A 12,918-nucleotide genomic window follows, 5' to 3' on the forward strand; every position below is an offset into this window, starting at 1 on the left:
GGGAGGATGTGGCCGTCGGCATACACTTGCCGCTGCGGGCGCGGCCTGCCGGAATGAAGGATTCCAGTTTCAGGGGTGGACATGAAGATTGCAGTGATGGGAGCCGGCGCGGTCGGCAGCTACTACGGCGCGATACTGGCCCGCGCCGGCCACGACGTGGTGCTGGTGGGGCGTCCCGCGCACGTGGAGGCGGTCCGGCGGCAGGGGCTGTTGCTCGAGACGAAGTCCTTCCACGGCCATGTGCCGGCGCGGGCCAGCGAGCATCCCGGGGACGTCGCCGGCGCCAAGCTCGTGCTGTTCTGCGTGAAATCCACCGACACCGAGGACGCGGGCAGGCAGATCGCGCCGCACCTGGATGCCGATGCCGTCGTGCTCAGCCTGCAGAACGGGGTCGACAATGCCGAGCGCCTGCAGGCGCTGCTGCCGCAGCCGGTGGTGCCGGCCGTGGTCTACGTGGCGGTGGAGATGGCAGGCGCGGGCCACGTGCGCCATCACGGGCGCGGCGAACTCGTGCTCGGGCCGTCGCCCCGCAGCGAGGAAGCGGCGGGCGTGCTGAGCGCAGCCGGTATCCCGGCCACGGTGTCCGGCAACGCCATCGGCGAACTCTGGGCCAAGCTCATCCTGAACTGCGCCTACAACGCGCTGTCGGCCGCGGCGCAGTTGCCCTATGGCCGGCTGATCGAGTGCCAGGGCGTGCCGGATGTCATGCGCAACGTGGTGGACGAGTGTCTGGCGGTGGCGGCGGCCTCGGGCGTGACGGTGCCCGGCGACACCTGGGAAGCGGTAATGCGCATCAGCCGCAGCATGCCGACCCAGTTGTCGTCGACGGCGCAGGACCTGGCGCGCGGCAAGCCGAGCGAGATCGACCATCTGAACGGCTACATCGTCCGCCGGGGCAGCGAACTGGGCGTGCCGACGCCGGCCAACCGCGTGCTGCACAGCCTGGTCAAGCTGCTGGAGTCGCGCCAGGGCTGAGCCTGGGGGCCGGGAACGGAACGTGCTGCCTGGCGGGGCCATCCGTTCGACGTTATCCGGAGGTCAATGATGAATGCCGTGCCGAAGGAAATGCAGCTGTGCGTGGATGCCTGCCTGCGTTGCTACCAGTCCTGCCTGGGATCCGCCATGAACCACTGCCTGGAGCGGGGCGGGGCGCACGTCGCACCGCCCCATTTCCGCCTGATGATGGCCTGCGCCGAGATGTGCCGCACCGCGGCCCACTTCATGCTGACCAGCGTTCCGCAGCACCGCCACGTGTGCGCCGACTGCGCCTCGATCTGCCGCCAGTGCGCCGACAGCTGCGACGGCCTGGACGGCATGGACCAGTGCGCCGCCGACTGCCGCAGCTGCGCCGACGCCTGCGAGCGCATGGCCGCCTGAGCCCGCGGCCCGACGGAGCGCCTTGGCGGGCGCCCGGCGCTTCCCCTATGATTCCGCATGCCAGAGGATGCGGGCCCGCCGGGCCGTGGCTGGCGCGGGAGCGGGCGTGGTCCAGGAAACTCCATCGACGAAGCGTGATCATGACATCGCCGAGGCCTTCGGCAGGCCCGAGCGGGGATGGAGGCGGTCGCTGTACGCGGTGATGTTCGAGACCGGTTCGTCCGCCGGACGGCGATTCGACCAGTTGCTGTTCGTGCTCATCCTGGCCAGCCTGGGGGTCGTGATGGCCGATAGCGTGGCCTTCCTGTCGCAGCGCATGGGTGGCCTGTTCGGTCCGCTGGAGTGGGCCTTCACGGTGCTCTTCACGATCGAATACGTGCTGCGGCTGCTGTGCGTGCGGCGCCCGCTGCGCTATGCCACGAGCTTCTACGGCGTGGTGGACCTGCTGGCCTTCCTGCCCACCTACGCGGCGCTGCTGACGCCCAGCCTGGCCTTCCTGATCGGCATCCGCGTGCTGCGTCTGCTGCGCATCTTCCGCGTGTTCAAGCTGCGCCTGTTCACCGAGGAATACCTGATGATGGCCCGGGCGCTGCGCGCCTCGTCCCGCAAGATCATGGTCTTCTTGTCGGTGGTGCTGCTGATCGTGCTGGTCATGGGCACGATCATGTACGTGGTCGAAGGCCCGCAGTACGGCTTCACCAGCATTCCGGTGGGTGTCTACTGGGCGATCTCGACCATCGCGACGGTGGGCTTCGGCGACATCACGCCGCACACCGCGCTGGGGCGGCTGATCGCCTCGGTCATGATGCTGCTGGGCTGGGGCATCCTGGCCGTGCCGACGGGCATCGTCACCATGGAGATGACGCTGGCCGAAAGCGCGCGGCGCCGGACCGCGGCGCGCACCTGCCAGGTGTGCCTGACGCCTGGGCAGGACCACGACGCGAACTACTGCAAGCACTGTGGCGCCGAGCTGGCGGGGCAGGAGCGGGAGGCCTGAGCCTCCCGCCGACCGTCATTTCGCGTCGGGCGCGATGCCGTAGTAGCCGTAGGTGTCGGTATAGCGGTTGCGCTCGCGCCGGTTCAGCCACAGGCGCATCAGCCAGCGCCTGCGCTCGTCCTCTTCCCAGTCCAGGAACTCGGTGCGCGAGTGCAGCGTCATGTGATTGTTCAGCCACTGGATGTCGCCGGGCAGGAACGCCATGGACAGGCACAGCTCGGGCGACTCCGCGTAGTGGTCGATCAGGTCCAGCAGCTTGCGGTGGCGCTCGGTCAGCGGGGGCGCGCCTTCGTAGCGCTGCGCCGACTCGATGAAATTGCGCAGGTACATCATCGACAGCTTGCCGTGGGTCCAGCCGCAGATGGACGTGACCCAATAGGGCTTGCCGGTGACCGCGTTGTGCTCGCCCCGGTGGTCGAACCACAGAGGCTCGTACAGCAGCGGGATCATGTCGGGGTGGTCGCGCAGCAGCGCGTTGTAGATGCTGGTGGAACTGACAACCAGGCTGGCGCCGCCGGCCTTGGCGGTGCGCACGCACATCAGGCCGACGATGTCGGCGCCGTCCACGTGGAAGGGCGCCGCGCGGTTGGTGTGATAGAAGCGGGTGTTGGCGTTGGTCTGCGGGTCGGCGCCGGCGGTGGTGTCGCGTACGTGGCCGAACAGCTCGCCGCGCGCGTTCTGCACGACCGCATCGCCCAGGTACTGCCCCAGTCCCCAGTAGGCGATGCTGCGTTCCTCCAGGCTCCAATCCTCGACCGGCAGCCCGCGCCACATCTCGAAGCCGCGGCCGTTCTCCAGTTCTTCTCCCAGCGTCGCCAGCCGGCCCGCCAGGCCGGCAAGCGGGAAATCGGCGCGGGAAATGGATTCCAGCGGCTTGCCCGTGGCCAGGGCGGTGGCGACCGCGGCGCGGATCTCGGCGACCTCGGCCGGCGACAGGGTGTAGATCCAGCTCTGGTCGGCCTCCATCTGGGCGCGGGTCCAGGCACTGGGGCCGGTATAGGGCTGTTGCAGCATTTCCGTCATGGGTGGCTCCTGAGTGGGGGGGACGGAGGGCTTATCCGGCGATCGAGCCGGCGCGGGCGCGGCCCCTGAGAATGGGCCAGCCTATGGTGACGAGGACGAAGAGGCCGGTGACCAGCTTGAGGTCGGAGGGCATCAGTCCGAAGGACAGCACCAGCGAACTGAGCTGGTAGTACAGCAGCGAGCCGACCACCGGCGCGCACAGCTGGCGCAGCAGCGTACGGCGGCCGATGATGGCCTCGCCGATGATGAGCGCGGCCAGGCCGTTGATCAGCATGCCGAAGCCCATGTTGACATCGCCGTAGCCCTGGCTCTGGGCCAGCAGCGCGCCCGCCGCGGCGGTGATGGCGTTGGCCAGCCCCAGGCCGACCACGATGTAGCGCGTAGAGTTGACCGCGAGCGCGGGTGCGAGCTGGCTGTTGGCGCCGACGCCGCGCAGGGCCAGGCCCACGTCGGTGTGCAGGCCCCACCACAGCAGCAGCACCAGCACCACCAGCGCCGCCAGCAGCAGGCCACCCTGCAGCGCGAGGCTTTGCATGATGGCCGGATCTATCCAGTCGTACAGATTGGGCAGGCCGAACAGCGGCGTATTGGGCTTGCCCATCACCCGCAGGTCGACGCTCCACAGCATGGTGATGGTCAGGATGCCGGCCAGCAGCGAATGGACGCGGAACTTCAGGTGGATCAGCGCGGTGACGGCGCCGGCCAGGAAGCCCGCGCCGGCCGCCGCCAGGGTGCCGAGGAAGGGATGGAGCCCGGCCGTGATCAATGCCGCGACCAGGCAGCCGCCCAGCGGAAAGGCGCCCTCGGCGGTCAGGTCGGGCACGTTCAGCAGGCGGAAGGGAATCATCACCCCCATGGCGACGAAGGCGTACAGCAGTCCCTGGACGGCCGTGATGGGGACGAGGTGATAGAAGGTGTTCAGGACTTCCACTTTCGGCTCCGTAGGGGCATGCGCGAGGACGCGTTCATGCGCTGGCCTGCAGCAGGATCTGGTCGTCGGCCTGGCCGAAGCGCTGGACCAGGTCGTTGATCGTCAGGCGCGGTTTCTCGTCGCGGCCGATGTCCAGCTTGATGCGCCCGCATTCCATCATCAGCAGGCGGTCGCCGTATTCCAGCGCATGCGCCATGTTGTGCGTGATCATCAGGGTGGTCAGCCGCTGCTCGGCCACGATGCGGCGCGTCGCCTCCATGACGAGCTGCGCCGTGCGCGGATCCAGCGCGGCGGTGTGCTCGTCCAGCAGCAGGATGCGGGGGCGGTTCAGCGCCGCCATCAGCAGCGCGAGCACCTGCCGCTGTCCGCCCGACAGCAGGCCGGCGGCGGCGCCCATGCGGTTCTCCAGCCCCAGGCCGAAGCGCGCCAGTTCATCGCGGAAATGGGCCCGGTTGCGGGGGTTGAGCGCCATGCGCAGTCCGCGCCGGCGGCCGCGCATGGCGGCGAAAGCCAGGTTTTCTTCGATGGACAGCGCGGGCGCCGTGCCGACCATCGGGTCCTGGAACACGCGCGAGACCCATTGCGCGCGCCGGTGCACCGGCCAGGACGAGACGTCGGTGCCGTCGATGACGGTACGGCCCGTGCGCGGCCGGACGGCGCCGGCCAGCACGTTCAGCAGGGTGCTCTTGCCGGCGCCGTTGGTGCCCACGACGACGCAGAAACTGCCGTTCTCCAGGTTCAGGTCCAGTCGGTCGAGCGCGATGCGTTCGTCCGGGGTGCCCGGATAGAACACGACGTCGACGGCTGCAAGCTCGATCATGCGGGGCTCCGGCGCGTCAGTCGACGACGCAGTTGCAGTTCTTCAGCGATTCGGGCAGCGCGATGCCCAGGTCCTTCAGCCTGCGCCCGCTGATCTTGACCGCGTGGTCCTGCACCGCGGGTACCGACACGGGAATGTCGGCCGGCTTCTTGCCGCGCAGCACATCGGCGGCGATGCGGCCGACGTTGGTGCCCAGGCTGGTGTATTCGACCGTCATCGCGGCCAGGAAGTGGTGCTGGGCCACGTTGTCGACGTTGGGGCTGTAGGTGGGCAGCTTGATGCGGTTGGTGACCGAGGCGATGGCCGCGGCGGCGGGTATCAGCATGCTGGAAGCCGGCACCATCAGCGCGTCGGCGCGCCCTTGCAGCGACGCGACCCGGGTGGGAATGTCGTTGGCGTTGTCCACGCCCACCTTGACCAGGGTGAGGCCGTACTTGCCGACGACTTTTTCCAGCGCGTTCAGGTAGCCCAGGTCGGCATCGTCGCCGGGGTTGTAGATGAAGCCCAGCCGCTTGACCCCGGGGGTGAGCTGCTTGATGAAGCCGACCGACGCATCCATGTTGGGAAGGTTGGAGCCGCCGGTCATCAGCGTGTCGCCCCGGTCCCAGGACGGCACCAGCTTGGCCGCGACGGGATTGGCGACGGCGCCGAACACGATGGGGAAGCTGCGGTTGGCCAGCACCTGCTTGGCGGTCTGCGTGAGCGGCGTGGTGATGGTGAGCATGAGGTCGGGCTTGCCGGCGGCCTCGCGATTCAGCAACTGGGGCGCGAGCGAGCGGTCGAAGTTCACGTGGCCTTCGTCGTAGGTCACCTTCAGCCCCTGCCTGGCCAGTTCCTGCTTGAAGCTCGACACCAGCGTGTCCAGCGTATGGTCGGGACCGAACTGCGCGATCGCGACCTTGTAGGTCTGTTGGGCGTGGGCGAGCGAGGCGGCACAGGCCAGCGGCACGCAGGCGGCGAGTCGCGCGGCTTGGAGAATCAGGGCAGGCTTCATGGCAGCTCCGGGGCAGGACGGGTGGAGGAGAGGTCAGGACAGGCCGAAGACGCGATCCCGGCCGAGCAGGGCGCCGGGATCGAAGGCAAGCTTGATGCGGCGCATGGCGTCGAGTTCCGCGGCCGGATAAAGCCGCTGGAAGGCCTGGTTCTTCTCGAGTCCGATGCCGTGTTCGGCCGAGATCGAGCCGCCGCAACGCATCACCTCGTGATAGACCAGATGTTCGACGCGCTCGGCGGCGGGGCCCGCGCAGCCGACCAGCAGGTGCACGTTGCCGTCGCCCAGGTGGCCGTAGGTCAGGCGCCGCAGCGCCGGATCGATGGCGTCCAGCCCTGCGTAGATGCGCGGCAGGCAGTCCTGGAGTTCGCCGGCCGGGATGCTGACGTCGAAGGACAGGTAGGCGCCCAGGTGGCGGGCCGCTTCGCCGGAGGCATCGCGCATGCGCCAGAGTTCGGCCGCCTCGGACAGTGACTTGGCGACGACGACGTGAGGCGTGTCCAGGTTCTCGGACAAGGCTTGCAGCGCCTCCATGATCCGTGCCTCGTCGCGTTCGGGCTGGCGGTCGTAGCAGGAGAGTTCCAGCAGCACGACGTGGCCGCAGGCGCCGGCGAACGGGTCGCGGCCGATGCCCAGTCCGCGCGCGACGAAATCCACGAAGTCGCGCCACATGACCTCGAACGAGGTCAGCATGGGACCGAAGTCGGCGCGGCAGGCGGCCAGCGCGCGCAGCACCTGGTCCAGGTCCTGGAGGCCGAGCGCCACGGTGTAGCGCTGGCGCGGCAGCGGATGCAGCCGCAGTACCGCGCGCGCGACGATGCCCAGCGTGCCTTCGGAGCCGATGAACAATTGCTTGAGATCGTAGCCGGCGTTGTCCTTGGCCACCCGGCCCATGCGGGAGACCAGCGTGCCGTCTGGCAGCACGACTTCCAGGCCCAGTACCGAGGCGCGCGTCATGCCGTATTGCAGGACGCGGTTGCCGCCGGCGTTGGTGGCGATGTTGCCGCCCACCGTGCAACTGCCCCGGCTGCCCAGGTCGACAGGGTAGAACAGGCCCTGGCGTTCGGCTTCTTCCTGTACCGCCTGCAGCGTCGCGCCCGCCTGGACCGTCATGGTCGCGCCGTACAGGTCGCAGGACTCGATGCGATTGAGCAATTCCAGCGACACGACCACTTCGCCGCGCATCGGCGCGCCGCCGCCCACCAGCCCGCTCATGCCGCCCTGGGCGACGATGCGCAGCCCCGCGCCATGCAGGCGGCGTACCGTCTCGGCCAGGGCCGCGACGGTACGGGGCCGCAGGACCGGCGCGGGAGCGCCGAAGGCGCCCGTCCAGTCTTCCTGGTAGCGGGGACCGGCGTCGTCGGAGGACATGAAGCTGACGCTGTCCGACAAGTCGGCGAACAACTCGGACACCCGCCGATCCTGACTGATGCCCGAAGAGGGGCTTTCCGAGGCGGATGGGTTGGATTTATTGTCGGACAACATTTCCGATTTCATTCCGAATTAACCAGGAATTTCCCGTTTGATTGAAAACATTGTCGGACAGGAAGTGGGCTCTTCCATATCGGGAAAACTACCCGGTTCGAGAGGAAAATGCCTGCTTGCCTGATCGGAATGGCTGGAGGAAGATGCGTCCTGTCCTACAATCTCCGGTATCCCCCGCGGTTCGTCCCTTCCGACCATGCCGAAAGATCCGACTTCCTTCGTTCCCTTCTATCAGCCGCCGCAGGCCGAGCCGGCCCGCTCCGGCAGCGTGTCGGATTTCGTTCTGAACGAGATTGCGCGCCGCATCGTCGACGGGATCTACAAGCCGGGCCAGCGCATCGTCGAGGCGGATGTCACCCGCGATCTGGGCGTCAGCCGCAGTTCGGTCCGGGAAGCCTTCCGGCGTCTGGAGACCAATCGCTTCGTGCGCATCGAGCCCAATCGCGGCGCCACGGTGGCCACGCCCCGGCGCGAGGACATCGTTGCCCAGTTCCGCATCCGCGAGGTGATCTCCGGCCTGGGGGCGCGCGCCGCCGCGGAGCACGCGCACGAGCCGGGCAACCGGGAAATCATCCAGGAACTGCTGGACGACATCGAGGCCCAGCGGCGCGCCGACGACCCGGGCAACCACCGCGCCGAGAACGGCCGCTTCCATCGCGCCATCAACAACATGTCGGGCATCCCGGACGTGGGCGAACTGCTGGATCAGTACAACTACCCGATCCTGCACACGATCTATTTCCGCGACCTGAACCGCGAGAACTGGCTGCTGAATTTGTCGGACCACGTCGACATCGCCCGCGCGGTGCTGCACGGCGATTCGGTCGCGGCCGAGCATTTCGCCCGCCAGCACATGCACCGGATGGTCGACATCGCGATCGAGATCGCCGAACGGCTGTTGGAGGAAGCGCGCCAGCGCTGAACGGCGGGCGCCCTCAGGCCGCGGCGGCGGGCGGCTCCAGGTCCGTCAGGAAGTGGTCGCGCCATTCCTTGATGCCGTTGCTCCTGAGCACTTGCATCATGTGTTCGTGGCGCTCGCGCCGTTGCGCCAGCGGCATGTCCAGGGCGCGGTCCAGGGCGCAGGCCATGGCATCGACGTCGTAGGGATTGACGATGATCGCGCCATCGGCCAGTTCGTCGGCGGCGCCCGCGAATTCCGACAGGACCAGCACGCCGGGATCCTCGGGGTCCTGGGCCGCCACGTATTCCTTGGCCACCAGATTCATCCCGTCGCGCAGCGGCGTGACGAAGCCCACTTGCGAGGCGCGGAAGAACGACAGCAGCGCGGCGCGCTCGTAGGCGCGGTTCATGTAGCGGATGGGGGTCCAGGCCAGTTCGGTCCAGCGGCCGTTGATGTGGCCCGCCGTGCTTTCGAGCTGCCGACGGATGTGGCGATAGCCTTCGACGTCCGAACGCGAGGGCGGCGCGATCTGCACGAAGCTGACGTGGCCGCGGTACGCCGGCCGCGATTCCAGCAGCCGCTCGAAGGCGTTGAAGCGTTCGACCATGCCCTTGCTGTAGTCCAGGCGGTCGACGCTGATGATGAGCTTGCGCTCCTGCAACCCCTGTTTGAGCGTGGCGACCAGCTTGGAGCGGCTGCGCGCCTTGGACTTGCTCTGGACGTCGTCGGTCAGGATGCCGATGGGATAGTGGTCCACGCGCACCGGCCCGGACGGCCCGCGCAGCATGTCGCCGTCCCGGGCCAGGCCGAGACGTCGCTGTGCATAGTCCAGGAAGGCCTGCGCGTCGCCCCGGGTCTGGAAACCGACCAGGTCGTATTCGCACATCGCCTCGACCAGGTCGCGGTGAGGCGGGACGGTGCGCAGGATGCCCTCGGGAGGAAAGGGCGTATGCAGGAAGAAACCGATGCGGTTGCGCAGCCCGAGGCGGCGGCAGGCGCGGGCGAAGGGAAGAAGATGATAGTCGTGTATCCAGAGCCGGTCGTCCTCGCCGACGAGTTCCCGCAGCATGCCGGCCAGCCGCTCGTTGACGGCCAGGTAGCCCGCGTATTCGCGCGCGTCGTAGCGGCTCAGGTCGATGCGGTAGTGGAAGGTGGGCCACAGCGTGCCGTTGGAGAATCCCCGATAGTAGAGGTCGTACTCGCTGCGCGACAGGCCGGTGGTCGCGCAATCGATGCGGCCGATGCGGTGGAAGGCGAGCTCGGTGCCGGCCGTGTCCTCGATCTTGCCGTTCCAGCCGAACCAGAGTCCGTCCTGCCGCTTCAGCGCGTCCAGTACGCCCACTGCCAGGCCCCCGGCGCTTCGCTTGCCCTCGGCCGCGGAGGCCACGCGATTGGAAACGATCACGAGTCTGCTCATGTCCTGATCCTTTATTCGTGGCGTGGGGGACCGGACGGCCCCCGCGCGGAGAGGTCGTCCAGCCAGCGGGCAAGGGCGTCGGGATCGGGCAGCCGCCATGGCGCCGAGGTGTCGCCGTCGCCGATCTTGATCGCGATTCCGCCCAGGCGCGCCACGACGGCGAAGGCCGCCTCGTCGGTCAGGTCGTCTCCCGCCATGACGGGCAGGCGGGACGCGAAGGGCGCGACGGCCATGAAGCGCTCGACGGCGCTTCCCTTGTCCACGCCGCGCGGCTTGACCTCGGCCACCATCTTGCCGAACTGCAGCGCGTAGTCCGATGCGAAGTCCGCGGCCGCCGCGGCGACTTCGGCGCGGATCCGCGCTTCCTCCCGGGGCGCATGCCGGTAGTGGATGGCGAATGAAATATCCTTGTCCTCCACGTATATGCCCGCCTGTCCGGCGGCGATGTCCCGCAGCCGCGCCAGCAGCCGGGCCGCCCGGTCGCGGTCCACGGGCAGTTCCCATGCCTGGCTGCCGGGGCCGCGCCACTGGGCGCCGTGCAGGCCCGCCACGGGCAGCCGCAGCGGCTGCAGCAGGCGATCAATGACTTCGATCGAGCGGCCCGAGACCACGGCCAGCGCGCCGCCCGTCGCGCAGACCAGGCGCCGCAGCAGCGCCACGGTGGCGCCGGGCACCCGGGCCGCGTCGGGGCTGGGTGCGATGGGGGCCAGCGTGCCGTCCAGGTCGAGGAACAAAGCGCATCGCGCCAGGTCCGGCGGGCGAGGTGTGCGTGCTTCCATCTGGACATCGTCCGTTGACGCGTCATCCGCGTATCGTTTTGACAACAGCCACAGATGGAATGGTAGGGAAGGGGGCCTCGGGGAGGGTGTTCATTTTGCGCATTTTTGTTTCCAGTTATCTCCTCGCCCCCGCGCGCCTCACCCCTGCTGCATCAACGAGCGCCGGTTGCGGTTGCGCATCTCGCCGGCCACCTCGCGCATCACATCGATGAAGAGCCGCACGCCCTCGGGCAGCTCATCCGTGCCCAGCGTGGTCAGTCCCACCGCCGCGGACGTGGGGCTGGTGTCCACCGGCAGGGTCCTGGCCTGGCCATCGTCCAGGTCGGTCTCGATCACGCCGTAGGGCACGAACCAGATCGCGTCGCCGGTACGCATCAGGCTGCGCGCCATGGTGGACGACAGGGTCTCCACCAACTGTTGCGGCATCCCTATGCCGCTCGATTGCAGGAAGGTCTCGGCCGCGGGGCGGATGTAGGTGCCCTTCATGGGCAGCACCATGGGATAGGCTCGCACGTCGGCCGGCTGGAGCGCGGCAGCATCCAGCAGCGGATGGCCGGGGCGAACGGCCATGACCAGCGGTTCCATGTACAGGTGCTCGAAAGAGATGCCCACCATTTCCGACGGATGGCTGATGCGGCCGATGACCAGATCCAGCTCCCGCAGCTTCAAGCGCACCAGCAGGTCGGCGTTGGTGCCGCCATGCGCCGTGACGACCAGGTGGGAGTAGCGCGCCTGCATCTGGCCGATCGCGTTCGGTACCAGGGTGGCGGCCGCGGTGGGCAGAATGCCGATGCGCACGTGCTCGGGCGCCTTTTCCCCCGCGCCCAGCAGCTCGAAGCCGTCGCGCAGCGCGCCGATGGCTTGCGCGGCATGGCGCAGCAGGGTGTGGCCGGCGGGCGTCAGTTCCAGTCCCTTGCGGTGCCGCAGCGCCAGCGTCTCGCCGGCGATCGCCTCCAGTTCGGCCAGGCTCTTGGACACCGCCGACGGCGTCTGTGCCAGGGCATCGGCGGCCTTGAGCACGCTGCGATGGCTGGCCAGGGCGACCAGGCATTGCAGGTGGCGCAGGCGCAGGCGGGGGTCGAGAGGGCGCAGCATGATTTCCTTCCACTCAATCAATTTTCAAAAAGATCAACCAATATTATGGCTCACGCTTCTATGATGGCGCGGACAGAAGGGTGTCCGATGGCTGGACGTCCGCACAATCAGGAGGAGTGGGAAATGTCGAAATCCGTGGTCCGCGCGCTGGGACTGGCACTTGCATTGTCGGCCGCGACGGGCGCTGCGTCGGCGCAGGGCAGCTATCCGGACAAGCCCGTCCGGTTCGTCGTCAACTTCACGGCCGGAGGTCCCCTGGACATCATGGCGCGCATGATGGGCGAGCGCCTCAACGCCATCTTCAAGCAGCCCTTCGTGGTCGAGAACAAGACCGGCAGCGGCGGCAACATCGGTGCCGCCGCGGTGGCCAACGCCGCGCCCGACGGCTACACGGTGCTGATCGGCCTGGATTCGACCTTCACGGTCAACCCCAGCCTGTATGCGTCGCAGGGGTTCAGCCTGGACCAGCTGAAGCCGGTGATGCGCCTGGCGTCCTCGGGGATGCTGATCGCCGCCCACCCGTCCGCCAAGGCCGATACGCTCAAGACTCTGGTCGAGCGGGGCCACAAGGACCCGGTCACGTTCAGTTCGGCGGGCAACGGTTCGCCCGGCCACCTGAGCCTGAGCATGCTGCAACAGGCCACCGGCATGAAGATCAACCACATCCCGTACCGCGGCAATGCGCCGGCGGTGCTGGCGCTGGTGTCGGGCGAGGTCCAGGCGGCCGCGCTGGCCACGCCGGGCCTCTTGCAGCACGTCAACGCCGGAACGCTGAAGGCATTGGCCGTGACCGGCAGCCAGCGTTCGCCGCTGCTGCCGTCGGTGCCGACCACGGCCGAACTGGGCTACCCCGGGGTGCGCCAGGATGTGTTGTATCTTGCGATGGTGCCGGCGCAGACGCCGGACGCCGTCGTCCAGACCCTGCGCAAGGCGATGGAGCAAGTGCTGGCGCAGCCTGACGTGCAGCAGCGCCTGCGCGCGATGGACTTCACGCTGGGCACGCTGGACGGCGAAGCCGCCGCCAAGGAATTGGTGAGCGTGCGGGAACGCTATGCAAAGATCATCAAGTCGGCCGGCATGAAGGTCGACTGACAACGGAGCC

The 12,918-nt window shown here is 68.3% G+C and carries 13 protein-coding genes; 5 read left to right on the forward strand and 8 right to left on the reverse strand.

Annotated features, from left to right (window positions below; all coding sequences use genetic code 11):
* The first annotated feature begins 81 nt into the window (after nucleotides 1-81).
* The 3 genes from WKR98_RS16375 (at nucleotide 82) to WKR98_RS16385 (ending at nucleotide 2,374) form a co-directional block, all read left to right on the forward strand.
* Nucleotides 82-975: a ketopantoate reductase family protein gene (locus WKR98_RS16375; RefSeq protein ID WP_341434134.1), complete on the forward strand. Its 894-nt coding sequence runs from the start codon at nucleotides 82-84 to the stop codon at nucleotides 973-975.
* 69 nt (nucleotides 976-1,044) lie between these two features.
* Nucleotides 1,045-1,377, forward strand: a complete 333-nt coding sequence (locus WKR98_RS16380) for a four-helix bundle copper-binding protein (RefSeq protein WP_124689627.1) — start codon at nucleotides 1,045-1,047, stop codon at nucleotides 1,375-1,377.
* A gap of 106 nt (nucleotides 1,378-1,483) precedes the next feature.
* Complete coding sequence (locus WKR98_RS16385) at nucleotides 1,484-2,374, forward strand: ion transporter (protein WP_341434135.1); 891 nt, start codon at nucleotides 1,484-1,486, stop codon at nucleotides 2,372-2,374.
* A gap of 15 nt (nucleotides 2,375-2,389) precedes the next feature.
* On the opposite strand, the gene WKR98_RS16390 is transcribed toward WKR98_RS16385, so the two are convergent.
* Genes WKR98_RS16390 through WKR98_RS16410 form a run of 5 tightly spaced genes read right to left on the reverse strand, consistent with a single transcriptional unit; the run spans nucleotide 2,390 to nucleotide 7,552 of the window.
* The gene (locus tag WKR98_RS16390) at nucleotides 2,390-3,397 is read right to left on the reverse strand and encodes a TauD/TfdA family dioxygenase (protein WP_124689625.1); all 1,008 of its coding nucleotides are present in this window, start codon (nucleotides 3,395-3,397) and stop codon (nucleotides 2,390-2,392) included.
* A 31-nt stretch (nucleotides 3,398-3,428) separates the two neighbouring features.
* Nucleotides 3,429-4,328: an ABC transporter permease gene (locus WKR98_RS16395; protein ID WP_124689624.1), complete on the reverse strand. Its 900-nt coding sequence runs from the start codon at nucleotides 4,326-4,328 to the stop codon at nucleotides 3,429-3,431.
* Nucleotides 4,329-4,362: 34 nt separating this feature from the next.
* Nucleotides 4,363-5,148 (reverse strand): ABC transporter ATP-binding protein, encoded by a 786-nt coding sequence (locus tag WKR98_RS16400; RefSeq protein ID WP_341434136.1) that lies wholly within the window; start codon nucleotides 5,146-5,148, stop codon nucleotides 4,363-4,365.
* 16 nt (nucleotides 5,149-5,164) lie between these two features.
* Complete coding sequence (locus tag WKR98_RS16405) at nucleotides 5,165-6,142, reverse strand: ABC transporter substrate-binding protein (protein ID WP_124689622.1); 978 nt, start codon at nucleotides 6,140-6,142, stop codon at nucleotides 5,165-5,167.
* A gap of 33 nt (nucleotides 6,143-6,175) precedes the next feature.
* Nucleotides 6,176-7,552 carry an FAD-binding oxidoreductase gene (locus tag WKR98_RS16410; protein WP_341434137.1) on the reverse strand — a complete coding sequence of 459 codons (1,377 nt, stop codon included), beginning with the start codon at nucleotides 7,550-7,552 and terminating at the stop codon, nucleotides 6,176-6,178.
* 268 nt (nucleotides 7,553-7,820) lie between these two features.
* Here WKR98_RS16410 and WKR98_RS16415 point away from each other — a divergent pair, with 268 nt between their 5' ends.
* Nucleotides 7,821-8,546: a GntR family transcriptional regulator gene (locus WKR98_RS16415; protein WP_341434138.1), complete on the forward strand. Its 726-nt coding sequence runs from the start codon at nucleotides 7,821-7,823 to the stop codon at nucleotides 8,544-8,546.
* Nucleotides 8,547-8,559: 13 nt separating this feature from the next.
* Here the strand turns inward: WKR98_RS16415 and otsA are convergent, their stop codons facing one another.
* The 3 genes from otsA to WKR98_RS16430 all read right to left on the reverse strand — a co-directional run bounded on the left by otsA (nucleotide 8,560) and on the right by WKR98_RS16430 (nucleotide 11,816).
* Complete coding sequence (gene otsA / locus WKR98_RS16420) at nucleotides 8,560-9,942, reverse strand: alpha,alpha-trehalose-phosphate synthase (UDP-forming) (protein WP_341434139.1); 1,383 nt, start codon at nucleotides 9,940-9,942, stop codon at nucleotides 8,560-8,562.
* 11 nt (nucleotides 9,943-9,953) lie between these two features.
* Nucleotides 9,954-10,721, reverse strand: a complete 768-nt coding sequence (gene otsB / locus WKR98_RS16425; protein ID WP_341434140.1) for a trehalose-phosphatase — start codon at nucleotides 10,719-10,721, stop codon at nucleotides 9,954-9,956.
* A 138-nt stretch (nucleotides 10,722-10,859) separates the two neighbouring features.
* A complete protein-coding gene (locus tag WKR98_RS16430; protein ID WP_124689617.1) occupies nucleotides 10,860-11,816 on the reverse strand; it encodes a LysR substrate-binding domain-containing protein in 957 nt (318 codons plus the stop codon).
* Nucleotides 11,817-11,939: 123 nt separating this feature from the next.
* Here WKR98_RS16430 and WKR98_RS16435 point away from each other — a divergent pair, with 123 nt between their 5' ends.
* Nucleotides 11,940-12,908 (forward strand): Bug family tripartite tricarboxylate transporter substrate binding protein, encoded by a 969-nt coding sequence (locus WKR98_RS16435; RefSeq protein ID WP_124689616.1) that lies wholly within the window; start codon nucleotides 11,940-11,942, stop codon nucleotides 12,906-12,908.
* The last annotated feature ends 10 nt before the right edge of the window (nucleotides 12,909-12,918 follow it).

The sequence above is a fragment of the Pigmentiphaga sp. YJ18 genome (assembly GCF_038066655.1).
GTDB lineage: Bacteria > Pseudomonadota > Gammaproteobacteria > Burkholderiales > Burkholderiaceae_B > Pigmentiphaga.